This window comes from Bacillus sp. 007/AIA-02/001, assembly GCF_004634455.1.
Lineage (GTDB): Bacteria > Bacillota > Bacilli > Bacillales > Bacillaceae_G > Bacillus_A > Bacillus_A cereus.
In genome coordinates this window covers 113,962-139,331 of the sequence record NZ_SEIY01000010.1, presented here as the reverse complement: position 1 = coordinate 139,331, position 25,370 = coordinate 113,962, and the positions used below count along the sequence as shown (strand labels likewise).

The window sequence follows — 25,370 nt, the reverse complement described above, 5'->3', positions numbered from 1 at the left end:
AGCAAACCCATTTCAATTATTTATTATCTTCTTTAGTAGCTGCAACTTCTTCTTTAGCTTGTCCAGAATTCTTCATGTAGTGAATTATAAATGTTGCTCCAAATGCTACAACTAAAATAATAAAGAATAGTGTATGACTAATCTCAATCTCGATTAAAGACAGTAACATTTTCGATGCAATAATTAAGATTAAAATGTATGCTGTCGTTTCAAGCTCTGGAATACGCTCTAATAATTTCAAGAATACACCGGCAATACCACGCATCATTAAAATACCTAGCATTCCGCCTAATAATAAAATCCAAACTTCATTAGATACACCAAATGCAGCAAGTACACTATCTACAGAGAATGCGATATCCATTAATTCGACCATGGCAACTGTTCCCCAGAAGACACCGAACATTCTGAAGAAAATACTGTTTTGGTTCATACCATGAGCTTCCTCTTCTTCACCTGCACCTTTACGCTTATCAATAAAGTATTTTACTGATAACCAAGCAAGGTAAAGTGCACCAAGAAGTTTTACCCACCATAATTTAATCAAGAACATTCCGATTCCAATTGCAATAAAGCGGAATATATAAGCTCCAATAAGTCCATAGAATAATGCTTTTTTACGTTTCTCTTCAGGAAGGTGTTTTACCATTACCGCTAACACAAGTGCGTTATCAGCAGATAACAACCCTTCAAGTACAACAAGTGTACCAATTAATCCCCAAGATACTGGATCTTGCAACACTTTAATCCACATGTCCAAGTCGAAAAACTGAGCATACGTATCAAGGATTCCTTGCAAAATACTCATCTTACCTTTATCCCCTATTCTTTGCTAGATTTATAGAAAGGTCAAAAAAAGGAAACGAATATCGTTTCCTTTCTATGCATCCAAGCCATACGCTCTTACAAGCGCACCTAAACCACCTTGGAATCCACTTCCTACTGCATTAAACTTCCACTGTCCATTATGACGGTATAATTCACAAAAGACAACTGCTGTTTCGATAGAGAAGTCTTCCCCTAAATCAAAACGAAGAACTTCTTCGTTCGTCTCTTCATTCGCTAAACGAACGAATGCGTTTCCTACTTGTCCAAAGTTTTGATTACGGCCTTCCGCATCATAAATTGTAACTGTAATAGCAATTTTATGAACGTCTGCTGGAACCTTTTTCAAATCTACAACAAGTTGCTCATCGTCGCCTTCGCCTTCACCTGTTCTGTTATCGCCAGTATGTAAAACTGATCCACAAGGAGACTTTAAATTATTATAGAAGATAAAATCAGTTTCCTTCGTACATTTCCCGTTCGCATCTAATAAAAAAGCAGATGCATCTAAATCGAAATCGTCTCCGCCATCATAAGATTTAATATCCCATCCAAGACCAATTACTGCTTTTGTTAAACCAGGACTCGTCTTACCTAAATCAATCTTCTGTCCTTTTTGTAACTGAATAGCCATTTATATTCACCTCTATATTTTTATCTTTAAAAATATACCCATCAGTAAACATGCATTTCACCAATGGATATATAAATTGAATCTATTACTCTACATCTAAACCAAAGTTATTACATAGAGACGCTAACCCACCTTGGAATCCACTTCCGATTGCATTGAACTTCCAATCACCTGCATGGCGGTATAATTCACCTACTACTACCGCTGTTTCAATAGAGAAATCTTCTCCTAAATCGTAACGAATTAACTCTGCATTCTTTTCTTCATCGAGAATACGTACGAATGAGTTAGAAACTTGACCAAAGTTTTGGCTGCGGCCTTCTCCATCATAAATTGTAATTGTGAAACAAATACGTTCGATGTGAGCAGGAACATTTTTTAAATCGATTTTAATCGCTTCATCATCGCCTTCGCCTTCACCAGTTCGGTTATCTCCTAAATGCTCTACAGCACCATTCGCACCTTTGGGATTATTATAGAAAACGAAATCTTCTGCTCCTGAAACTTTACCGTTCGCACCTACTAAAAAGATACTAACATCTAAATCGAAATCAGCTTGTCCATCATAACGATTTGTATCCCAGCCAAGCCCTACAAGTACCTTTGATAAACCTGGATTTGTTTTTGTTAAATCTACCTTTTGTCCCTTTTTTAAAGAAATAGATGCCATTTAAAAATTCCTCCTTAGTTTATCCTATTGATAACGTGATACAATCTCACTTAAGTTTTTATCTTGCGTGCCTTCTCCAACTGCTGAAAACTTCCACTCATTTTCGTAGCGATACATTTCTCCTGCAATTAAAGTTGTTTTACTAGCATAGTTTTCTGATAAATTATAACGTGCTAATTCCTCACCTGTATGAGGATTTTGAATACGAATATAAGCGTTACGAATCATACCAAAGTCTTGACGTCTGTTTACACAGTCATAAATATTTACAACGAATACTAAACGGTTAATACGACTTGGGACTTTATGTAATTCTACAAAGATTGTTTCATCGTCACCTTCGCCTTCACCTGTTAAATTATCTCCTGAATGAATAATACTACCACAAGTAGAAAGTTTGTTTCCGAAGTAAACTAAATCATTTTTGTTTAAAAAACGATCTCCTTCTAACATAACAACAGATGCATCACAATCTATATTTGGTTTACTTCCAAATAATGAAGACAGAAATCCACCTGATTGCCCAATTGGATCCCAGCCTAAGCCAACCTGTAGTTTTGCTACTTTTGGTTGTCCTTTCGTTAAATCGATCTTTTGACCTTTTTCTAAAATAATAGGCATGAAGTTTCTCCCTTTCTACAAAGCATTTTCCATATCGGAAAATATTGTATTCTTCTCTTATATTGTAGCATTATTTACCTATTGATAAAAAGGATAAATTCTCAGTTATATGAAAACATTCATATAATTTACTTATGATGATGTAATAAGTGGTAAATAGCACCAATCATTCCTGCACAATTACCGTTTTGTGCAAGTTCAATCTCACAATTATTATAAATCTCTTGATTTAAGTATTTACTGACCTCTTCTTTTACTTCTTTTAAAAACTCATTTCCTCTATCGGTAATTCCTCCCCCAATAATAATTGTTTCTGGATTAAAAATATAAGCAAGATTACTAATTCCGATTGCCAAATGTTTAAAGAAAATCCCAACTGCTTGAGCAACTTCTCTATCTCCTTTATCATACAACTCAAAAATTGTTCTCCCATTCCACTCGCCTTTGCCTTTATATTTTCTTACAAGCCGAATTAATCCTGAAATCGAAGCAACCTCTTCAAATGTTTTTCCTTCTATTAGCATATTCCCCCATTCACCAGCACTAAATGAATGTCCTCGGTACAATTCTCCATCTATAAAAATTGCTCCCCCAACTCCTGTTCCAATGGTGAGCATAATAAAGTTCTCTTTCTCTCTTACACTACCATTCCACTTTTCTCCAAACGCTGCACAATTCACATCATTGTCAATCGATACTGGAACTTTTAATATCTCTTGCAATCTATCAATAATAGGAATAGTACTATATCCTGGAATATGATCCGCGCCTCCCGTCACAATTCCCTTATTAATATCAACAATTCCCGCAGTGCTAATACCAATTCCGGCAATAGTATGTTCATTCATTAATTTTTTTGATAAAAGAATGAGTTTTTGAATAATTTGTTCTCCGCCTAAGTGAATTTCTGTTGCAACTGTTTTACGCTTTAATACTCTCCCTGCTTCTGAAATAATGCCATACTTAATTTGCGTACCGCCAATATCAAACGCTATATACTCTTTCATCTACTGCCACTTCCTCTACCGTTATGAATGTAAATTCTCCACCTCTATTATTTGTAGGAAATCTACATTAACTCTTTTCTGCTTTGACAAATATACCACCTTTTTCTATATATAGTTTTTTTTGCATAAAACTCTTTTTCCTAAGAAATATTACAAAGGGATGTATTTTAGATGGAACATTCATTTCTTAGGAGGAAAACCATGACGAAAATCTTCATTTTAGCATCAACACTCTCTCTATCTTTTTTTAGCGGTTTAAATATCGGTAATGCTGCAACTGAAAACTTCCAACCATTAACAAACGCTATTGTACAAAATAGCGATCATTTTGCAGAAGGAAACTCAAAGGATAATAATAAACCTCCAGGAAATAACGGTTCTCAGGACGATAGTGGTTCCGGTGGCAGCGGCTCTGGTGAAAACGGTTCTGGTGAAAACGGTTCTGGTGGCGATGGCTCTGGCGGTAACGGTTCTGATGGCAGTGGCTCTGGCGGCAATGGTTCCGGCGATAACGGTTCTGGTGGCAACGGTTCTAGCGGTAGTGGTTCTGGTGGCGATGGCGGCAACGGTTCCGGCGGTAATGGTTCCGGTGGCAGTGGTTCTGGCGGTAACGGTTCTGGTGGCAACGGTTCTAGCGGCAGTGGTTCTGGCGGCTCTGGCGGCAACGGTTCCGGCGGTAATGGTTCCGGTGGCAGTGGTTCTGGTGGCAATGACTCTGGTGGCAGTGGTTCCGGCGATAACGGTTCTGGTGGCGATGGCTCTGGTAGCAACGGCTCTGGTGGCAGCGGTTCTGGCGGTAACGGTTCTGGTGGTAACCGTTCTGGTAGCAACGGCTCTGGTGGCAGCGGTTCTGGCGGTAACGGTTCTGGTGGTAACCGTTCTGGTGGCGATGGTTCTGGTGGCAGTGGCTCACACGGCGGTAATGGCTCTCAAGGTGGCAATCGTGTTAAAGGCGATAGCAATTCTCAGGAGGGCAACGGTTCTCAAGGGGGTAATGTAAAAGATAATACGAAAAAACAAGGTGATAAATTACCGAATACCGCAACGCATTACCCTATATCTATTTTAATGGGTCTTTCAACATTCCTAATTGGTATGTTACTGTTTATTCGTCGTAAAAACGTAAAATAAGAGCAACATACTTCCATCTAAAGAATACATGAAATACTTTATAAAACTAAAAAGGACTTTGGATTGCATTTTATTATGCAGCCCAAAGTCCTTTTTATCACCTATCAGAAAAAGTATTAATACGCTTTTCCCCAATACACCATTTGTTTAGCTTCTTTACCACAACAAATGCATTCTTCAGCTAAATGCTCTTGCTCAAAAGGCATACAACGTGAAGATACTCCAACTTCTTCTTTTAGTTTTTCTTCACAAGCTAATTCCCCGCACCACATTGCCTTAATAAAGCCTTGCTTTTCGTCAGCTATTTTTTTCATCTCTTCGAAATTTGTCGCAACATACGTATTCTCATCGCGAAATGCTTTTGCTTTATCAAATAAAGCAATATGAATTTCTTCAAGTAATGCTGGAATACGTTCTTCTAATTGATCCATTGGTACAAACTCTTTTTCCTTCGTGTCTCTTCTTACAAGTACAACTTGATTCTTTTCAATATCTTTAGGGCCAACTTCTAATCGAATTGGAATCCCCTTCATTTCATACTCATTAAATTTCCAGCCTGGTGTTTTATTACTAGCATCTATTTTTACTCGTGCAACCTTTTGAATATGTCCTTGTAACTCTGTTGCTTTTGCTAAAACTCCTTCTTTATGCTGAGCAATCGGTACAATAACAACTTGCACTGGAGCGACTTTTGGTGGCATTACAAGTCCATTATTATCACTATGAACCATTATTAGCCCGCCTATCATTCTTGTTGATACACCCCAAGATGTTTGGTGCACATATTGCCACTTACCGTTACGATCTAAAAACTTAATATCAAATGCTTCAGAGAAATTCGTTCCAAAGTTATGAGAGGTTCCTGTTTGAAGCGCTTTTCCATCATGCATTAAACTTTCAATTGTATAAGTTGCCTTTGCTCCAGCAAACTTCTCCTTTTCTGTTTTTTGCCCTTTAATAACTGGTATCGCTAAATAATCCTCACAAAAAGAAGCATATAAGTTTAAAATATTTAATGTTTCAGTCTGCGATTCTTCTGCCGTTTCATGGATTGTATGACCCTCTTGCCATAAAAATTCAGTCGTACGAAGGAATGGCCTAGTTGTCTTCTCCCAACGAACTACTGAACACCACTGATTATATAACTTTGGCAAATCATTATAGGATTGCACAATTTTTGAAAAGTGCTCACAGAACAAAGTTTCAGATGTAGGACGTACACAAAGTCTTTCCGCTAACTTTTCATCTCCACCATGCGTAACCCATGCTACTTCAGGAGCAAATCCTTCAACATGATCCTTCTCTTTTTGCAATAAACTCTCTGGGATAAACATTGGCATATATACATTTTCATGGCCAGTTCCTTTTAACTTCTCATCCATCACCTTCTGCATATTCTCCCATAAGGCATAACCATACGGACGTAAAATCATGCACCCTTTTACACTTGAATAATCAACAAGTTCGGCTTTTTTTACAATATCGGTATACCACTGCGCAAAGTCCTCTTCCATCTTCGTAATGGCTTGCACTTGTTCTTTTGCCATAGTCAGTCTTCCTCCTTCTAGAAAATACAAAAAAGCCCGCGTCCCTAAATAGGGACCGAGCTTTGCCGGCGTTACCACCCTGATTCATGCACAAAAATTGCGCATGCTCTCTTTTTGATAACGGGAAATTCCCGCTGCATATGCAGAACTCAAAGGCAGGTTCCATATTGCCTTTTTAAGAATCTTTCAGCCTGACGGATTCTCTCTCTGCTAAAAAGGTTGAACATGTACTAGTCCTTTTTCATCGTTATAACGAAATAAATTTGTTGATTATCATAATACAAATTCTTTTTTAAAACAATAGCTAATTTTCTTATTTTTATATATCCTTTTCATTTTTTGCAGTTTTATACGTAGCTTTTCCGCGTAATTTTCACAAGTTGATGTGCAATCATACCGATAAGTGTACCAAGTAGGACAAAGAAACCAATAAATCCATATCCCATTCCTTCCCACCCACCAATAACCATCATTGTAACGGGAAAGGACGCTAAGCAAAGAAGTATTAAACTAAGTGCAAATATAATATCAAACTGTTTGTCTGGAAACCGTTTCTTTAGTAAATATGAAATAGCAAATACAAGGATAATCGTGATTCCGCCAATGATGTAAAAAATACCAAATCCATCTAACCAATCCATAGTGTTCCCTCCCTCCATAGATTCCCTTATACTTAATTATATGTTTAATTTTTCTGAAAATAAATAATAAACTTTCACCTAAAAATATATATTTATTACTAGGTGTTAATAGTAATATATAATAATAGGTTTTATATAATCAGGAGGGAACTTTATGGATAAAGCATTAACAAACCACGTCATCATTTTATCATTCGACTGTTTATCAGCTTTAGATTTTCCTATACTACAAAAACTACCTCATTTCCAATCTCTAATAAAAAAGGGCACGGTTGTCGAAAAAGTAGAACCAATTTATCCTTCTGTAACATATCCAAGCCACTCAACAATCGTAACTGGTAATTACCCTAACAAGCACGGTGTTGTTAGCAATACGTTACTTCAACCAGGGCGTGAATCACCTGATTGGCATTGGTACCGAAAATCAATAAAAGGAACAACATTGTATGATGAAGCGCGCAAAGCAAATTTAACGACAGCTGCCCTTCTATGGCCTGTTACTGGAAGAGCGAACATCGATTACAATTTACCAGAAATTTTCCCCAATAGACCTTGGCAAAATCAAGTGTTAGTTTCCTTATTTAGCGGTAGCCCACTATACCAATTAGATTTAAATCGTCGTTTCGGCCATATAAGAAATGGTTTATCACAACCAGAGCTGGATGATTTCGTCCTCGCCTCTGCTGTGCATACAATCCAGACGAAAAAGCCTAATGTCATGTTCGTACATTTCACCGATCTAGACACACAAAGACACTATCACGGCTTTGAATCTAACGAAACAACAGCTGCTATCCAGAGACACGACGAACGTCTAGGGAAAATTATTCAAGCACTAAAAGAAAGTAACCTATACGAAGAAAGTACAATTATTGCCCTTGGTGATCATAGCGCTTTAAGTGAAAACAAATCCATCCAATTAAATGTGCTATTCCATCAAAGAGGACTTATATCTCTTAATAAAAAAGGAAAATTAGTAGACTGGAAAGCCTATTGCCAAAGTTGCGACGGCTCTGCCTATGTATATGTAAAGGACAAAAATGATACGGATACAATCCGGGAGGTACAACTACTCCTTGAAGAACTACTTCAAAATAAACAAAACGGAATTGAATTTATACTTCATGATGAAGCTGCCAAAGACTGCGGTGCAGACGGTAATTGTTTATTCATGTTAGAAGCACGAGAAGGGTATTATTTCACTGAAAACTATACAGGAGATTTTATAAAAGAAATTACTGAAAAAGATGTTACGCCTAGTAAAAAATATACATTTGGTACGCATGGATACTCTCCAACAAAACCTAACTATGAAACAATTTTTATCGCTGCTGGGAAAGGAATAAAAAGTGGCTTTACCGTCCCGTATATGAGACTTATTGATGAAGGTCCAACTATCGCTAGACTACTCGGTTTACACTTAGGTGAAACAGACGGAGCAATTGTAGAGGATTTACTCCAATTGTAAAGAACTGTGTATATATGTAAAAGTTATGTAAAATTCATCACTGTTTCTCTTTTTATAATTTTTATTTTTGTACACTGTTAGTAAAACAAATTTAAGGGGGAACATTATATGAAAAAAATGTCCAGACAAGAAAAAAGCTGGATATTATACGATTGGGCGAACTCTGTATACTCGCTCGTCATTACAACTGCATTATTTCCAATTTACTTTAAAGCAGCTGCAAAAGAAGCTGGACTATCTGGGGCAACTTCAACAGCATATTGGGGATATGCAAACTCATTCGCAACACTTTTAATTTCTATACTTGCTCCTATTCTTGGCACAGTTGCTGATTATAAAGGATTTAAAAAACGTTTTTTCACATTCTTCTTTGGACTCGGTATCGTATTTACAAGTATGTTAGCAGTCGTTCCAACCTCTCAGTGGTACTTATTGCTAGGGTGCTATATGCTCGCCTTAATCGGCTTTGCTGGAGCAAACATTTTCTATGATGCATTTTTAGTAGACGTCACTTCTGAAGATAGAATGGACCGAATTTCTACAAGAGGATTTGCATTAGGTTATATCGGGAGTACAATTCCTTTTATCGGTTGTATCGCTCTTATTATTCTTTCTCAAAAAGGAACTATTCCCTTATCGGTCGGCATTGCTAGTCAAATTTCCTTTGCAATAACAGCTCTTTGGTGGGGGTTATTTACAATTCCAATGCTAAAAAACGTAGAGCAAACACACTATATTGAGCGTCATCCAAGACCTATTAGAATGAGCTTCAAACGTCTTGCTGATACTTTTAAAAATATTAAAGAATATAAAACTGTATTTATGTTTCTAATCGCTTACTTTTTCTATATTGACGGAGTCGATACAATTATTACTATGTCTACCGCTTACGGAACCGATCTCGGTATTAGTGCAACGAATCTATTAATCATATTATTTGTAACACAAATTGTCGCTTGTCCATTTGCTTTACTATACGGAAAATTATCTGAAACATTTACTGGCAAAAAAATGCTATATGTCGGTATCATTATTTATATCATTATTTGCACATATGCTTATTTTTTAAAAACGACACTTGATTTTTGGATTTTAGCAATGTTAGTTGCTACATCTCAAGGTGGTATTCAAGCACTAAGTCGTTCATACTTTGCAAAACTAGTACCAAAAGAATCTGCTAATGAATTCTTCGGATTTTATAATATATTTGGGAAGTTTGCCGCAATTATGGGTCCGGTATTAGTCGGTGTTACAACGCAATTAACAGGAAAAACAAACGCTGGTGTTCTTAGTATTATTGTTCTATTTATTATCGGAGGATTCTTACTAACTAGAGTTCCAGAAAATAATACATCCGTTACACCACCTAGTCCAAAGACTAAAACGCTATAAGAAAAGATCCTCTTCTCATAAGAAGAGGATCTTTTTTATTTTTAAAGGTGCGCCTTATAATGAACGACTCTACCGCTTGTACAAAAATAATTTATCAACAGTTGTTCCTAATACTTCAGCTAAACGGAACGCTAACGCTAAGCTTGGATCATATTTATTATTCTCAATTGCATTTATCGTTTGTCTAGAAACCTTACATTTATCAGCTAATGCGCCTTGTGAAATATTATTTTCAGTGCGTAATTCATAGATTTGATTTTTCACACCATTGCTCCTAACCTGTAAAATCGTTTTTACAACATCAGTATATAATTGGCTCATATAGTTGTCAAAAGTTCCTCAAAGAAAAAAGGAGCAATATTGCTCCCTTACAATAGTTATTTTGAAGCTAATGAATTTGTTAGTGCCTCTTTGTTAGCGATATCTTCTTTCTTTATTTGCATACGTACAACTGGCCCTATCGCTAATAAAATAAGTGCCATCGCTATACAAAACACAGTAACTAGTGAAGTTAGTTCCTTTAATCCTCCAGCTAATGAAGTTCCAATTAGCATTGCCCCCATAAACAGTGGTAAAATCGTTCCATTTACTCTTCCAACCATATTTTCTGGTACAAGTTGAATCATAAGCGTACCGACAACAATATTAACACAAGCTAAACAAATACCTGTTCCAAATCTCATGAAACTAGTAATCCAAAATGATGTAGATAGCCCTTCTACTAAAAATGAAAGGGCTAATATACCCATACCGAATACAAACATCTTTTTCGGATTCACTTTTGAAGCGAAAACTGCAGCAACAATACCACCGAGTAACATACCTATTCCGTCAGCTGCCGCTAAATATTGAACAGCTTCTTTTTCCATACCTAAACGTTCAATTACAAGGAATACTTCTAATGGATTCGTTAATCCAACAGCTAAACCCATAATTGTAAAAGTGATCGTAATCATACGTAAATTTTTCGTATGAAGAACATACTTCCAACCTTCTTTTATATCATTTTTTAATGAGTCTCTCGCCACCTGCTCTTTTTCAACCCATTTTGGTAAGAATGAAAGGGCGATAGCAGATAACAAAAATAAAATGATTAAGCTATATAGTGATGTAAATAAACCAAGTTGTGTATACACAAGCGATCCCACCACTGGTCCAAAAATCAGAAATAATGACTGTAATGTTTGGTTAAATGCAATCGCATTTGCTACCTCTCCTTCTTTTACATAGCGCTTAAATATACGCGAAGATGAGGGCTGAGAAAACTGACCTACAATCGCGGAAATGAGTGTTGCAAAAAATATAGCCTGCCAATAATCCAGCTTTAACAACAAGACAATTCCTATAATAGACAGTACACTTAATACATCTCCAGCGACCATTGTTCTTTTCGGATTCCAGCGATCAGCTAGCGCACCACCGATAAACGAGAAAATAAAAATAGGTGCATATTCCATAACTGATAACAACGAAACAGAAACTGGATCATTATTCGTTCGCTCCATTATAAAATACAAAAGAGCCATATTTCTGATCCAAATTGCAAATTGTTGTAAAATATCAGACGCCATAACGAGCATAAATGCTCGGTTTTTAAATAAAGCGTTCATTTTCATTCCCCTTTCATAAACCGACCGTTCGGTCTAATTTATTTTGTAAGAAAAGCAACTGACCTATTATTCAGCTGCCATTCCTTTTAACAATACATCTATTGCCTTTTTATAAATACGTTTCAGCTCTTTATAATCTAATTCGTAGTAAAGCACTCCAAGTCCTGATAATAATCCGTTTACAATATACATAAGATCACGAGTATTATCTTCACGGAACTCTCCAGACTGTATACCTACTTCAATTAATTTCTCAAACATAACATATAATTCTCTAGTTAAAGCTAACAGTTCATCCAGAATCTCTTTACTTACAACTTGGCTCATAGAGAATTCCTCTATTGCATTTGAAATTGGTTGCTGTATGTCCTCTACATGATATTCCGCGAGACCATATAGTTTTTCAGTACTAGTGCTATACAACTTCTCTTTTTCATTCCATTTTTCAATCCAATCATACGTATGCTGTTTCACTACAAATAAAAATAATTCTTCTTTACTTTTAAAGTGATAATAAATACTTCCTTTACTTCGCTCTGTAATTTCACAAATCTCTTCCATAGATGTAGCTGCGTAGCCCTTCTGTGAAAATAGACTTTCTGCTTTATATGCAATTTCTTTCTTTATCTCTTCTGCGCTTCTTCTCATATTCACACCTCTTTAAACCGACCGTTCAGTCTAATAATAACAAATCAAAAACCTCTATCGCAAGAGGCTATATTCCTTATTTAAGAAAACGTACTTTCAAACCAAGTTCGAATCATATGTATGGTTCCAAATTTAAATGCTAATTTAACAAGAAATACGCCTCCTGCAGCTAATAAAAATAACACTACTTTCCCCTTATTTTTCACTTTCGGTTCCCTTTTCATTTCCATTCCCCTTAGTATGTTAAAAATATTAAACAAACGTTTGTTTAACTGTGTTTATGCATATGTAAGCCGACTAATCAAACGTTTGTTTAAAAAGAAATACGCCTATATAAGGCGCATTTTTATCAATCACCACCGCCACCACAGCTTCCTCCGCTATCTCCCCCAAAAGATCCTCCACAATCATGTGAGCCGCCATCATGCGAGCTATCATTATCAGATCCAGCAAAGAAAAATAATGGTGATGAGCTGTTAGATGAATTATGAATGTTATTTTGTTTTGTAAGATTTACCTTCTTTTTGTTCGATCGAACTGCTGTTACGATTGTTCCAACTACAACAAATAATAGTATGACAATAATAAATTCCATTTAAAAGCCTCCCTTATTCCTCGAATAATTGAATGGTTCTCTCTAAATTTTCAAGTGAAATGAAGCGTGATTCACGAAGAATTTCTTTTCCATTATGAAATAATAAAATTGTTGGCCCTGTAAATACTCCATATCGCCCCGCAATCTCCTGCATGTCTTGTAGTAATATCTCTATTTTCTCTACGTAATCATAATTCTCTAATACGCAATTTACTTTTCTTAGCATAACATCACAAACACCACAATTTTCCGTTTTAATAAACAGAAGTACCAATTGTTGTTCTTCGATATAGGTCGCTAATTCTTCTATCGTTTTAAATGTAGTCATCTTATCCCTCTTAGCGTAATTTACGAAATACTTTGTCTTGATACATACGAAAAGCTGAACTATCTTTAACCTTTCTCTTTTCCATTACCTGCTGAAAACGAAGCGTTTTTGCTGTTAACTCTTCTCGTAATCTCTTTCTCTCTTCTTCATCATAACAGCAAGCAATTAGATCCTCTATTTTTAATATATCTTTTTGTAGTTCCATTTCTGGTGGAATCATTCCCGCATTTTTTAAAATTTTATAACTCATTCTAAGTTCTGGAGGTACCATTGAAAGATCTTCTAATTGTAGTGGTTTTCCTTTTCCCGGAAGATAATCAAGATCACCATTCCGTATTGCTTGTCGAATTTTTTCTTCAGCAATGTTCAAAAACACATCCACACCATTCCCTCCTTTACATATTTTTACTATTATTTTACATGATATTTCCTTATCTTTCTACGTCTTTAATAATTGGCTCCATACAATTTTTTCTCAAATTTATTTATAATAAGCTTTTTCCTCCCATACCAATCTTTCGTTTTCATATATAGTTTGTATTCAAGCCTTTTTGTATTGAGAAAGTCTTTTTTAACTTAATAAAGCGTTTACACTAAATCTTACATTTGTTACGATTTAATCACCCCCAGCTCCCTTGTATAGACTTCGTGATGTCTGATCATTTTATCTAGACGTTTCACACGTCTAGATTCATTTTGATTTATTGGCGTATGCCTTTAAATATATCTTTTATTTTGAAAGGAGAAATGGCTATGAGGTCTCAAAAATTCACACTGCTATTACTATCCCTACTACTTTTCTTACCTCTTTTTCTCACAAATTTTATTACTCCAAATCTCGCATTAGCAGATTCACCAAAGCAAAGTCAAAAAATTGTTGGGTACTTTCCTTCGTGGGGCGTTTACGGACGTAATTATCAAGTTGCTGACATTGATGCATCAAAACTTACTCACCTTAACTATGCTTTCGCGGATATTTGTTGGAATGGAAAACATGGAAACCCTTCTACTCATCCTGATAATCCAAATAAACAAACGTGGAACTGTAAAGAATCTGGTGTACCATTGCAAAATAAAGAGGTTCCTAATGGTACTCTTGTACTCGGTGAACCATGGGCTGATGTTACCAAATCGTATCCTGGCTCAGGGACAACTTGGGAAGATTGCGATAAATATGCCCGTTGCGGAAATTTCGGGGAACTAAAACGATTAAAAGCTAAATATCCTCACTTAAAAACAATTATTTCCGTTGGTGGCTGGACTTGGTCTAACCGCTTTTCTGATATGGCCGCTGATGAAAAAACAAGAAAAGTATTTGCTGAATCTACAGTAGCTTTTCTTCGCGCATATGGGTTTGATGGCGTAGATTTAGACTGGGAATATCCGGGCGTTGAAACGATTCCTGGTGGTAGTTATCGTCCTGAAGATAAACAAAATTTCACTCTCCTTCTTCAAGACGTCCGAAATGCTTTGAATAAAGCAGGTGCTGAAGATGGCAAACAATATTTACTAACAATCGCTTCAGGTGCAAGTCAACGCTACGCTGATCATACAGAACTAAAGAAAATTTCTCAAATACTCGATTGGATTAATATTATGACATATGATTTCCACGGCGGATGGGAAGCTACTTCTAATCATAATGCAGCTCTATATAAGGATCCAAATGACCCAGCAGCAAATACGAATTTTTACGTAGATGGTGCTATAAATGTTTATACAAATGAAGGTGTTCCAGTCGATAAACTAGTATTAGGCGTACCCTTTTACGGACGTGGCTGGAAAAGTTGTGGCAAAGAAAATAACGGACAATATCAACCTTGCAAACCAGGTAGTGATGGGAAACTTGCTTCTAAAGGTACTTGGGATGATTACTCTACCGGTGACACAGGTGTGTATGATTACGGTGATTTAGCAGCCAATTACGTTAATAAAAATGGTTTTGTACGCTACTGGAATGACACAGCTAAAGTACCTTACTTATATAATGCAACTACAGGCACATTTATTAGCTACGATGACAATGAATCTATGAAATACAAAACAGACTATATAAAGACGAAAGGTTTAAGTGGAGCAATGTTTTGGGAACTAAGCGGAGATTGCCGTACAAGTCCAAAATATAGTTGCAGTGGTCCAAAATTACTTGATACGCTAGTAAAAGAATTACTTGGTGGACCTATTAGTCAAAAAGATACTGAGCCACCAACGAATGTTAAAAACATTGTAGTTACGAATAAAAATTCAAACTCAGTTCAATTAAACTGGACTGTATCTACTGATAACGTAGGAGTTACGGAATATGAAATTACTGCTGGAGAAGAGAAATGGAGTACAACAACAAATAGCATTACAATTAAAAACTTAAAACCTAATACGGAATACAAATTTTCGGTAATTGCCAAAGATGCTGCTGGAAATAAATCACAACCTACCGCTCTTACTGTCAAAACGGATGAAGCTAATACGACACCTCCTGATGGAAATGGTACTGCTACATTTTCAGTCACTTCGAATTGGGGCAGCGGTTATAACTTCTCGATTATAATCAAAAATAATGGAACGACTCCTATTAAAAATTGGAAATTAGAATTTGATTATAGCGGCAATTTAACACAAGTTTGGGATTCTAAAATTAGTAGTAAAACAAATAATCATTATGTAATTACGAACGCAGGATGGAATGGTGAAATTCCTCCTGGTGGATCTATTACAATTGGCGGTGCAGGAACAGGTAATCCTGCCGAACTTTTAAATGCCGTCATTAGCGAAAACTAGACGTAATATCCATTAATTACTTCAATAAAGTTTGAATTTAGGTTTGAGCAATACCTCCTAAATTCAAACTTTTAATTTTATGAAAAATCAAAAATATCACAATAACCTATTATAATTATATTTAATTTCTAATATGAAGTTTATATGAAGTTCATTTGAATTTTACATGAATTTCCTTTAATTTCTATTGTCTTCCTATAATATCCATATTATCCTTTACATAAAGGAATTATTTTTATTCCATTTTGAACTATCTATATATATAAAGAAAGATAGTCACCTGTTAGGGAAAGGCTTTCGTATTATAAATATAACAAAAGAAAAAGCACGCTTATAAGCGCACCATAAGAGTGCTTCTTCATACAATTCTCATGTAAGAGTTCTCGAAAATCATGTTAATCACAAAGAAAAGGCATTAGCTCATAAAAGCTAATGCCTTTTCTTTATTCATATTGTTGAGTATTCCATTCTTCTATATTTCATAATTTTGTTATCTACGATTCATAGAAAGAAGGTTCATGTGAGACAATTAAAACCGTTCCTTTGTATTGTTGTAACGCTTCCTGTAAAGCCATCTTAGTTTCTACATCCAAATGATTAGTCCGTTCGTCTAAAATTAAAACATCAGCTTTTTCTATTTTTTCATATAAGGAGCTAACACACTTAAAATCTCTTCTTTATCCTTTTTTAATTCGAGTGATGTTAACATATCCATCGTTCTCGGCCTAGGTAATTTCACTTGTACCTCGCCAACTATTGACGCTGGTCTTTGAGATAAAATAAATACGCGATCTGAAAGCAAGATTGCCTCATCTAAGTCATGTGTAACCATAACGATTGTTTGCTTCTCTTGATGCCAAGAGTTTAAAAGCCAGCTATGTACTTCCATTTTTGTAAATGCATCTAATTTACCAAAAGGCTCATCAAGCAGCATAATTGGCTTTTCACATAAATATGTGCGCAGAAAACTAATTCTTTGACGCATACCACCAGACAATTCATCTGGATAATGGTTTGCATATTCATCTAGTTCGAACTGCTTTAATGCTTCCATTCCTTCTGTCAGCCTTTGTTTTTTCGGCTTTCCTTCAATTTCTAACGGAAGAACGATATTTTGCAAAGCTGATCGCCACGGTAGTAATAAATCTTGTTGTGGCATATAACTAACAACATCTTGCTCTTGTACTTGCTTATCGTTATACGTTACGTTCCCGCTTGTTGGTTTTTCAACATTTGCAATCATGTTTAATAATGTGCTTTTCCCGCAACCACTCGGTCCTACAAAGGAAACAAACTCTCCCTCTTGTATAGAGGCACTAATATTCTCTAATACATTCTTTCCGTCGAAAGATTTCACTATATTTTTTATTTGTAATCCGCTCATTTTTCACTTGGAAGGAATTCATTTGTAAAAGCATCTTTTACATCGATTTTCTTTTTAATAACTTTGTTGTCATATAAGAAATTCATGTAATTCGTCCAAATTTCTTCCTTCTGTACTCCCCATGCTTTAGCATCATCTTGATACTTCGTACTTAACCATTTTTGGCTTTCTTGAACTAAATCTTTATTCACATCTGGAACAGCTTTAATTAAAATATCAGCAGCCTCTTTCGGTTCCTTAATTGCAAAATTATAACCTTCTGTCGTTGCACTCATAAACTTTTTCACAAAGTCTTTATCTTGCTTCGTATGTTTTTCACTCGTAATAATAACAGGACTATAGAAATCAAGCGCTGGATCTAAGTCCTTCACCATAATCGCATTTAACTCTTTTCCTTGACGCTTCGCTTCAATACCATCCCAACCGTAATAAATCCATTCGAAATCTGCATCACGGCCAATTGATTTAAAGAAATCTGTTTGTCCTAAGATGATTTTTTCAACTTTATTAAAATCAGCTTGATGTTTATCCATAATCGTCTTTAATGTCGCTTCTTCTGCTGGTCCTCCCCAGCCGCCGTAACGTTTACCTTCAAAATCTTTCGGTGACGTCATATTGTCTTTCTTAAGCGATGCAAACGCTGAAGTGTTATGCTGAATAATCGCTCCTACAGATACAACAGGAATTCCTTCTACACGAGCTAACGTTACATTTTCTTGTGCACTTATTGCGAAGTCTGCTTTTCCTGATGCTATCATTTGCTCTGCTGTTACATTGTCACCTGGTTGAATAATTTCTACATCTAATCCTTGCTTTTTGTAATAATCTTTCGTTTTCGCTACATACAAGCCAGTATGATTCGTATTTGGAAACCAATCTAATACTACTTTTACTTTTTGATCTTTACTTGCACTTTCTTCTTTCTTCGCCGGATTACATCCAGCCACACCTACCGCTACTAAGGCAGCTAACATAACTTTCAAACCTTTTTTCATTTTCTGCCGTCCTTTCTATATATCCATGGTGCTGTTATTCTTGCCATAAACTCTACGATAAAATACAGGCATAATGTCACCATAACGATGATTGCTGCAACACCAAATACTCGGGCAGTCAAAAAGGATTTTGTAGCCCTCGTAAGCATAACGCCTAATCCTTCACTTGCACCGAGCCATTCTCCGATAATTGCCCCCATTACGCTATATGTAACTGCAATTTTTAAACCTGAGAAAAAGTATGGGAGCACTGCTGGAAATTTTACCTTCTGGTAAACTTGCCATTTCGTCGCCTTCATTGTTTGTAACAGTTTCAGCATATTTTTATCTACTGTTTGAAAACCTTCTAAAATACTAAGCGCAATTGGGAAGAAACAAACGAGTATTACGACCATTACTTTCGGCAACATCCCATATCCAAACCAAATAATAAATAGCGGTGCAAGTACAACAATTGGAATTGTTTGCGAAATAACGAGCAATGGATTTATTAAAATACGAAATAACGGTATAACATCCATAATAATTGCGATGCTCGTCCCCAATAAAATTGCAAAGAATAGTCCAATTATAACTTCCTGCAGTGTTTGCATCGTATTTGGTAATAGTAAATCTTTCATCCCAATTAATTCTTGAACAATGGCAGAAGGCTTTGGTAAAATCCACGGTTCGATTTTAAATAATGAAACAGATCCTTCCCATATCGCAATGAGAAGGATAAGCCAAATAGTTGTAATAAGTTTAGATTGCTTCTGGTTTTGCATATTCATCACGGTACTTCCAAACCTTTTCATCTATCGTTACACCAGTGCTTGGACGATAATGGATTTTAATAGAAGTAATCACTTCTTCTGCTCCAGCATCGACGCAAGCTTGTTGCGCACGTTTAACGACATCAAGAAGTACATCTAATTCTCCTTCCAAAGTTGTTTCCATTGCCCCTACTTCATAACGAACTCCCGATTGTTGCACAACTTCAATTGCTTTATCGACAACAGAATATACATCTTTCGTTTTCGCTTGTGGTACTACTGAAAATGACATTGTAACTTGTTGTGACATAATAAAATCCCCCTTATAAAATTAAATTTCAAAAATAAGAAAAGGCTTTCCTACTGCGTAGGAAAGCCTTGTATGCAAGTTATTACAGAATAACATATGCTACATCACTTTAAGTAACTCCCTACGCTGGCATTATCCAGATCAGGTTGAGGGTCGATGTTTACTTACATCCTCTCAGCCAATTGGCTCCCCGGTCCTTAATTCGTTTTCATTGTAGCATGATTTATTTTATTGAACAAACAAAAGCATGCATAATCATTTCATTATTTTTGGAAAATAACCAACTTTTTCACCATGAGCTAATAACTGCTGTATAAATTCTTTATTAATTGCTGGTACTATCAATTCTTTTTTCTTAATCCATTCATTCGTTCTACGTGTACCCATTACAATTTCAGATTGCTGTGCTCCATCTCCTGCAACTTGAGAAGCAATTAACTCTGCTATTACTTCATTTCCCTTAGCTAATGCAAGTCCGGTATTTACATATTCTGAAAGTGGAACCATTTCAAGATTGTATCCACACTCTCCAATTAGCTGTATAAATTGTTCAAACTCAATTTGATGTGGATGACAAATATGTAACGTCTCTCCTACAATTTGCGCATCTTGTAAATACGATACAATTGATTTACTAGCAAAATCAATTGGTGTGAAATCAACTTTCCACTTCACATTTGGTGCTTTCCCAATTAATAGCATTGTTTTAATAAGACGATAAAATGCGTTTCCTTCAATATTTTGTTGGAACGAACCTGTTTCTGAATGACATGCTAAATTACCTGCACGATAAATATTTCCGCGCAAACCATTTTTCATTGCTTCACGAACAATGTTTTCCGCTTGTAGTTTACTATTTGAATATACATTCTCTAAGTCTACACTGTAATTAAAATCACCAGTTTTCATGTATGTATCCCATTGATCTACCGCTAATTCTAACGGGATACCAATTGTAGAAATAAAATGGAATGTAGCACCTTTCTCCGCTAATGCTAGCATACGGCTAGTTCCTTGGACATTTATATTTTCAAATTGTTTTACATCTCCAAAATGTCTTACATCTGCACCGCAATGAATTATCGTATCCATCTTAGAACTGATGAACATAAATTCTTCTTCGCTCATCCCAAGATACTCTTCTCCCAGATCACCAGCTACGGCCTGTATACGCTGTAACCATTCTTCACATATATCATTAAAGTAGCCTGTTAATGTATCTATAATTCTTTGCTGCACATCTTTGGTTGGTCTTACTAAACAATAAATAGTAGCAGATGTATCTCTCAACAATTCATATAATATGTGTGATCCTAAATAACCAGTAGCTCCTGTTAAAAAGACATTTGAAATCTGGGTTTCTTCCAAAACGTTTGCATACGTGATAGTATCTGGCTCGTGAATCACTTTATATTCACGAAATACTTCTTCTTTCTCTACTTTTACTTCTCGCTCAATTCGAGCTAATCCATATATCGTTCTTTCTTTAAAGAAATCTTGAATTGTTAAATGTGAGAAATCTTCTTTTAACAATGTTAAGACTCGTAATACTTTTAATGAATGTCCACCAATTGTAAAGAAATCATCATGCACTCCAACTTTTGAAATTCCTAATACTTCCGCCCAGGCGTTCGCTATTTGTTTTTCTGCTTTATTAGAAGGTGCAACATATTCTTGTAGCCGAACCGGTTCATACTTTTCTTCTAACTGAGCTAACTTCTTAACATCAATCTTTTTATTAGGTGTAAGTGGTAATTCATTAATATAAATTAGTTTAGATGGCACCATATAATCTGGTAATTGCTCTTGTAACTGATAAACTAATTCTGGTATTTCTTTTTTATTTAAAGTTGTATAGAACGCGATTAAATATTGGCTACCTTCCTTACTCTTCTTAGCAAAAACAGCATTTTCTTTTATATTATGATTTTGAGAAATTTTACTTTGGATTTCTCCTAGTTCAATACGATGTCCTCTAATTTTTACTTGATCATCTTTCCGATGTAAAAACTCTATATTTCCATCCTCTAGCAACTTAACGATATCACCTGTTTTATATATATTAACTATAGGATTAAAAGGGTTCGGAATAAAAGCTTCAATTGTTTTATTAGGCTTATTAAAATACCCTTTTGCTAATCCCACTGAATCTATATATAATTCACCAGGTACACCAATTGGACAAAGATTCATATTCTCATCCAAAATCATAACTTGATAATTAGCACATGGTTTACCAATGGGAATACTCGCAACATCCTCATTTAACTGACTAGGTATTTTATAGGTTGTCGTCACTACAGTACATTCTGTCGGTCCGTATACATTATAAATTTCAACATTTGTACCTATTCTTTCTCTCCACAATTTAATAACCTCTACAGGTAACATTTCACCACCAATCGCAATTCTTTTTAGGGAAGCTAGCTTATATATATCTTCTTCTGCTAAATAAGTTGCTACTTGTCGAACAAAAATTGTTGCTAATGCCAAGATTGAAGTTGCTTTCACTTTATAGATTGCATTTGCAAATGCCTCTACAGACAATCGCTCTTCCTCTAATAGTACATACAAGTTTCCTCCGCAGAATAAAGAAGCAAATGACTCCCATACAGAAGCATCGAAACTAAAGGAAGGAAATTGAGCAAATACATCCTCTTCTGTCAATTCATATTGCTTTTTCATCCAAGTGTACAGATTAACAACGCCTCTATGTGCTAACATCGTTCCCTTTGGATTCCCTGTTGAACCCGATGTATAAATCATATAAGCTACATCATCACAATGAATAGACAACTTTACATCTATATCTTCATAAGTTTCACTATCATACAATGAAACTGTTTGAACCCCATCACATGTTATAGGCGTCTCTTTCATCAATATAACTTTCGCTTGGCTATCTTGAATAATGTACTGTATTCTACTTTCCGGATAATCTGGATCAATCGGAACATACGCTGCACCAGCTTTTAATATAGCTACCATACTTACTACTGTGTCTATGCTACGTTTCATAAATATTCCAACATAGTCTCCTAATTGGACGCCGTTTTTAATTAACATATGAGCTATTTGATTACTTTTTTTATTTAGCTCCTCATAAGTTAAAGTACCTTCCCTTGAAGATAAAGCTATACGATTTGGAAATTGAGTAACAGTATTATAGAACATATCGACGATACTTTTCTCAGGATATACTGCTGTCGTATCATTCACTTGACTATAAAGTGCCATCTCGGCCTCTGTAATAATATTAAAATGTTTTATATACTTATTAGTATTTTGTGATATATCAACTAAAACACCTTGTATTTGTTGTGCATAACGAGTAATCGTTGTCTCTTTCCAATTAACACTATTAAATATTATTTCTACACTTTGCATATTTTTACTAAATACAAATTGTAATGTATTCGTGTCTTTTAGCTCATAATATGTTTCACCAATAATAATAGGTGACATTTCATATAATGTATTACCGTTTTGAAACTCTTCTATTTCTTCCTCATTCATTTCTTTAATTTGCTCCAGTTGCTCTTCAATTTGTAAATTTAAACTTTCATAGGAGAGAAAATTAGAAACTTCAATAGTAATTGGAAATAAATTTCCTCTTACATGATAAAGCACGACAATATGTTTTTCTTTAGAAATATGATATAACCACGTTGCAGTCGCTCCTATTAAATCTACAATGTGAGTCAAATTTGAAAACAGTTCCGTTTTCCTTTTTATCCTAAGTTCTGTTCCTTGCACATCTTTAGGTATTTTAATACTTCCTTCTACTTTTCCTAAAAATTCTTTTACCATCTCATTATAAGAAATTGCTAATTTCATATTTATGTAAATTCCTCTCTTAAATATAATAAAGGTGTGAAAATTCACACCTTTTTCATCCCTTATTAAAGGGCAGATTCGTTCAATTCATAATCAGTAGCGGAGATACCCCCTTGATTAGAATTGAACTTTCTCCTTATTCGCTTTTAAACTCACCAATAAGCTCTTGTAATTCCTGAGAAAGCCAACTTAAAGAAGTCGCTAATTCTGCAATATCTTGTACTGATATTTCTTGCTCTTTCATGCTTTCTTCAACATTACTACTGCTGTTGGCATAAGTATTTGCAATATGTGATAATTCATTTACGACTTGAACAATATTCTGGCTATTTTGTAAAATGTCACTCGAATTACCGGAAACAGCTTTTACTTGATCTGTAACAGATTGCGCTGATTTTGAGATTTTTTCAAAGAAATCTCCACTACTTTGAACAAGCGAAATTCCAGTTTCTACTTCTTTTGAACCTTTTTGCATGGAAACTACAGCATCTTCTGTCTCAGCTTGTGTTTCACCAATCAATTTCGCTATATCTTTTGCAGACGCTTCCGTTTGTTCTGCTAATTTTCGTACTTCATCAGCAACAACTGCAAACCCTCTTCCAGCTGCTCCAGCACGTGAAGCCTCAATAGAAGCATTTAAAGCTAATAAATTTGTTTGATTTGAAATACCTGTAATTACAGTTACGATATCACTAATTTCTTTTGACCTTGTTTCTAACGAATAAATGATGGAAGATAAATCTTGTACTGCATTTTGGATTAAACTCATTTGATTAATAATTTGTCCAATCACTTCATTACCTTCAATTGAATGTTGTTCCATACCTTCAGAAGCAACCGCAACTTGTTTTGCAGCCCCAGTTATTTCTTCTACCTTATCTTCCATTCCATGTACAATTCCTAAACATTGTTGTACTGAAGTTTTTTGAGACTGTGCCCCTACTCTTAAACCTTCAATAGAACTTGCAATCTCTTGAACTGCCATGCTGTTTTCCTCTGTACTCGCCGACAATTCTTGTGAAGAAGAAGAAACTTGCTCAGCAGTTTGCCTTACTTTATCTATAATCCCTTTAAATTTTTCAATCGTGTTATTGAAATAAACATTAATAATTCCAATATCATCTGGTCTTTCTTTTAATTTAATACTTAAGTCACCTTCACCAATTTTACGTAACCCTTCTCGTAAATCTTTTAATGGAGCTAGCGAGTGACGCACGATAAAGAATTGAGTAATAGTCGCAATTGCTAATGAAATAATGATGAAGAGTAAGCCCTGTATCATAAACTTCTCTTTTGTAATAGGAACAATGGAAGCATCTAAGTCAGCCGCAATAATTGCAACAATATTGTTTTCTCCATCTGTAATTGGTTCTAATATTGTCACCCACGAACCTATTTCATCTTCATATACTTCTGTCATTTGAGCCTTTTTCGTATCAATCACTTTATCGTATGCCTTCATCCAATGAGCGGGTTGTTCATAATAATCTCCCGGCTTTATAGGAAACGCATTTGTTAACTCTGTAGTCAAACCAACGAGTTGTAATTCTCGCTTTTCATTCGGCTTTGCTCCTGTAACATACGTTTGTCCAACGCTTTTCAATTCTTTTGATACTTCATCTAATTTCTCTGTTAACTTTTCTTTTTTCACTTTTTCGGCTGTAGGATCTTTCGCCATGTCTCTAACTAATTCTACATCCAGTTTTTTCAATACTATTTCTCCTGTTTCAATAGACTGCCTTTCAAATAAAGACATCATACTATTTTGAAACATGTTGAAACTTAATGCACCCATACTTCCAACAAGTGTCAAAATAACTAATACGGTTAATAAGACGTTCTTTTGAAGGAACGATAACTTATGCCAATATTTTTTCATTAATATCCACCTTCCTTAATCAACATAAACAAAAAAACAAAATATATGAATATTTTGTTTGAAAATGTTTCTCAATATGTTCGAGAATAAAAAAAAGCCAATGTAAAAGCATTGGCCAAGACCAACCCTATCCGTCCGGTAACTGGCTAGCGTAGCCTTTCGACCTTAGCTCCTGTAGTTTTGCGTCCTCATGTTTCCATCAGTTTGCCTTTCTCGCTGAACGAGTTGAACGATATGGGAGTTCTATGAGAATTAATTTATTCTCTTTCAAAGATTACAACATATAAATCAAAATGTCTACTTATTTAGAGATACAAA

The 25,370-nt window shown here is 35.3% G+C and carries 24 protein-coding genes, 2 riboswitches and 1 other annotated feature; of the genes, 4 read left to right on the top strand and 20 right to left on the bottom strand.

Annotated elements, in window-relative coordinates; genetic code table 11:
* Positions 1 to 16 precede the first annotated feature (16 nt).
* The 5 genes from ES895_RS19245 to ES895_RS19225 all read right to left on the bottom strand — a co-directional run bounded on the left by ES895_RS19245 (position 17) and on the right by ES895_RS19225 (position 3,757).
* A complete protein-coding gene (locus tag ES895_RS19245) occupies positions 17 to 808 on the bottom strand; it encodes a TerC family protein (RefSeq protein WP_000025688.1) in 792 nt (263 codons plus the stop codon).
* Between the two features lie 72 nt (positions 809 to 880).
* The gene (locus ES895_RS19240; protein ID WP_001007532.1) at positions 881 to 1,459 is read right to left on the bottom strand and encodes a TerD family protein; all 579 of its coding nucleotides are present in this window, start codon (positions 1,457 to 1,459) and stop codon (positions 881 to 883) included.
* Between the two features lie 85 nt (positions 1,460 to 1,544).
* Complete coding sequence (locus ES895_RS19235) at positions 1,545 to 2,129, bottom strand: TerD family protein (RefSeq protein WP_000146720.1); 585 nt, start codon at positions 2,127 to 2,129, stop codon at positions 1,545 to 1,547.
* A gap of 24 nt (positions 2,130 to 2,153) precedes the next feature.
* A complete protein-coding gene (locus ES895_RS19230; RefSeq protein ID WP_001121578.1) occupies positions 2,154 to 2,750 on the bottom strand; it encodes a TerD family protein in 597 nt (198 codons plus the stop codon).
* A 128-nt stretch (positions 2,751 to 2,878) separates the two neighbouring features.
* The gene (locus ES895_RS19225) at positions 2,879 to 3,757 is read right to left on the bottom strand and encodes an ROK family protein (RefSeq protein ID WP_000666107.1); all 879 of its coding nucleotides are present in this window, start codon (positions 3,755 to 3,757) and stop codon (positions 2,879 to 2,881) included.
* A gap of 201 nt (positions 3,758 to 3,958) precedes the next feature.
* Here ES895_RS19225 and ES895_RS19220 point away from each other — a divergent pair, with 201 nt between their 5' ends.
* Positions 3,959 to 4,888 (top strand): LPXTG cell wall anchor domain-containing protein, encoded by a 930-nt coding sequence (locus ES895_RS19220; protein ID WP_135238567.1) that lies wholly within the window; start codon positions 3,959 to 3,961, stop codon positions 4,886 to 4,888.
* A gap of 116 nt (positions 4,889 to 5,004) precedes the next feature.
* Here the strand turns inward: ES895_RS19220 and proS are convergent, their stop codons facing one another.
* Both proS and ES895_RS19210 read right to left on the bottom strand, forming a co-directional pair.
* Complete coding sequence (gene proS / locus ES895_RS19215) at positions 5,005 to 6,435, bottom strand: proline--tRNA ligase (RefSeq protein ID WP_065704939.1); 1,431 nt, start codon at positions 6,433 to 6,435, stop codon at positions 5,005 to 5,007.
* 47 nt (positions 6,436 to 6,482) lie between these two features.
* Positions 6,483 to 6,689: a binding site (T-box leader), on the bottom strand.
* Positions 6,690 to 6,782: 93 nt separating this feature from the next.
* Positions 6,783 to 7,076, bottom strand: coding sequence for a YesK-like family protein (locus ES895_RS19210; RefSeq protein WP_000383853.1), 294 nt, complete (start codon positions 7,074 to 7,076; stop codon positions 6,783 to 6,785).
* A gap of 154 nt (positions 7,077 to 7,230) precedes the next feature.
* Here ES895_RS19210 and ES895_RS19205 point away from each other — a divergent pair, with 154 nt between their 5' ends.
* Positions 7,231 to 8,544 carry an alkaline phosphatase family protein gene (locus tag ES895_RS19205; protein ID WP_000356418.1) on the top strand — a complete coding sequence of 438 codons (1,314 nt, stop codon included), beginning with the start codon at positions 7,231 to 7,233 and terminating at the stop codon, positions 8,542 to 8,544.
* A gap of 108 nt (positions 8,545 to 8,652) precedes the next feature.
* On the top strand, positions 8,653 to 9,936 hold the full coding sequence (locus ES895_RS19200; RefSeq protein ID WP_000738812.1) for an MFS transporter: 1,284 nt from the start codon (positions 8,653 to 8,655) through the stop codon (positions 9,934 to 9,936).
* Positions 9,937 to 10,005: 69 nt separating this feature from the next.
* Here ES895_RS19200 and ES895_RS19195 read toward each other — a convergent pair whose 3' ends face one another.
* From ES895_RS19195 to ES895_RS19165, 7 genes are all read right to left on the bottom strand, one after another.
* Entirely contained in the window at positions 10,006 to 10,257 is a 252-nt protein-coding gene (locus tag ES895_RS19195) for a helix-turn-helix transcriptional regulator (RefSeq protein WP_135238566.1), read from the bottom strand.
* A 56-nt stretch (positions 10,258 to 10,313) separates the two neighbouring features.
* Positions 10,314 to 11,546, bottom strand: coding sequence for an MFS transporter (locus tag ES895_RS19190; RefSeq protein ID WP_000992568.1), 1,233 nt, complete (start codon positions 11,544 to 11,546; stop codon positions 10,314 to 10,316).
* A gap of 66 nt (positions 11,547 to 11,612) precedes the next feature.
* Entirely contained in the window at positions 11,613 to 12,194 is a 582-nt protein-coding gene (locus ES895_RS19185; protein ID WP_098204834.1) for a TetR/AcrR family transcriptional regulator, read from the bottom strand.
* A gap of 80 nt (positions 12,195 to 12,274) precedes the next feature.
* Positions 12,275 to 12,418, bottom strand: coding sequence for a hypothetical protein (locus tag ES895_RS19180; protein ID WP_000817981.1), 144 nt, complete (start codon positions 12,416 to 12,418; stop codon positions 12,275 to 12,277).
* A 125-nt stretch (positions 12,419 to 12,543) separates the two neighbouring features.
* Positions 12,544 to 12,789 (bottom strand): hypothetical protein, encoded by a 246-nt coding sequence (locus ES895_RS19175; protein WP_000394369.1) that lies wholly within the window; start codon positions 12,787 to 12,789, stop codon positions 12,544 to 12,546.
* Positions 12,790 to 12,802: 13 nt separating this feature from the next.
* Positions 12,803 to 13,117 carry a thioredoxin family protein gene (locus ES895_RS19170; protein ID WP_000206517.1) on the bottom strand — a complete coding sequence of 105 codons (315 nt, stop codon included), beginning with the start codon at positions 13,115 to 13,117 and terminating at the stop codon, positions 12,803 to 12,805.
* 10 nt (positions 13,118 to 13,127) lie between these two features.
* Positions 13,128 to 13,499 (bottom strand): DnaJ family domain-containing protein, encoded by a 372-nt coding sequence (locus tag ES895_RS19165; RefSeq protein WP_000382381.1) that lies wholly within the window; start codon positions 13,497 to 13,499, stop codon positions 13,128 to 13,130.
* A 371-nt stretch (positions 13,500 to 13,870) separates the two neighbouring features.
* On the opposite strand from ES895_RS19165, the gene ES895_RS19155 reads away from it, so the two are divergent.
* Positions 13,871 to 15,895 (top strand): glycosyl hydrolase family 18 protein, encoded by a 2,025-nt coding sequence (locus tag ES895_RS19155; protein WP_001257486.1) that lies wholly within the window; start codon positions 13,871 to 13,873, stop codon positions 15,893 to 15,895.
* 634 nt (positions 15,896 to 16,529) lie between these two features.
* Here the strand turns inward: ES895_RS19155 and ES895_RS19150 are convergent.
* The 6 genes from ES895_RS19150 to ES895_RS19125 form a co-directional block, all read right to left on the bottom strand.
* Complete coding sequence (locus tag ES895_RS19150) at positions 16,530 to 17,279, bottom strand: ABC transporter ATP-binding protein (protein WP_000016085.1); 750 nt, start codon at positions 17,277 to 17,279, stop codon at positions 16,530 to 16,532.
* Positions 17,276 to 18,274, bottom strand: a complete 999-nt coding sequence (locus ES895_RS19145; protein WP_135238565.1) for an ABC transporter substrate-binding protein — start codon at positions 18,272 to 18,274, stop codon at positions 17,276 to 17,278. Before ES895_RS19145 ends, ES895_RS19150 begins: the two co-directional genes overlap by 4 nt.
* On the bottom strand, positions 18,271 to 19,044 hold the full coding sequence (locus ES895_RS19140; RefSeq protein ID WP_001057166.1) for an ABC transporter permease: 774 nt from the start codon (positions 19,042 to 19,044) through the stop codon (positions 18,271 to 18,273). Before ES895_RS19140 ends, ES895_RS19145 begins: the two co-directional genes overlap by 4 nt.
* A complete protein-coding gene (locus ES895_RS19135) occupies positions 19,016 to 19,336 on the bottom strand; it encodes an MTH1187 family thiamine-binding protein (protein ID WP_000082906.1) in 321 nt (106 codons plus the stop codon). Before ES895_RS19135 ends, ES895_RS19140 begins: the two co-directional genes overlap by 29 nt.
* A 101-nt stretch (positions 19,337 to 19,437) precedes the next feature.
* Positions 19,438 to 19,539, bottom strand: a riboswitch (TPP riboswitch).
* Positions 19,540 to 19,591: 52 nt separating this feature from the next.
* On the bottom strand, positions 19,592 to 23,173 hold the full coding sequence (locus ES895_RS19130) for a non-ribosomal peptide synthetase family protein (RefSeq protein ID WP_097999054.1): 3,582 nt from the start codon (positions 23,171 to 23,173) through the stop codon (positions 19,592 to 19,594).
* A gap of 136 nt (positions 23,174 to 23,309) precedes the next feature.
* Positions 23,310 to 25,052 carry a methyl-accepting chemotaxis protein gene (locus ES895_RS19125; protein WP_000761081.1) on the bottom strand — a complete coding sequence of 581 codons (1,743 nt, stop codon included), beginning with the start codon at positions 25,050 to 25,052 and terminating at the stop codon, positions 23,310 to 23,312.
* Positions 25,053 to 25,186: 134 nt separating this feature from the next.
* Positions 25,187 to 25,271, bottom strand: a riboswitch (cyclic di-GMP riboswitch).
* Positions 25,272 to 25,370 lie beyond the last annotated feature (99 nt).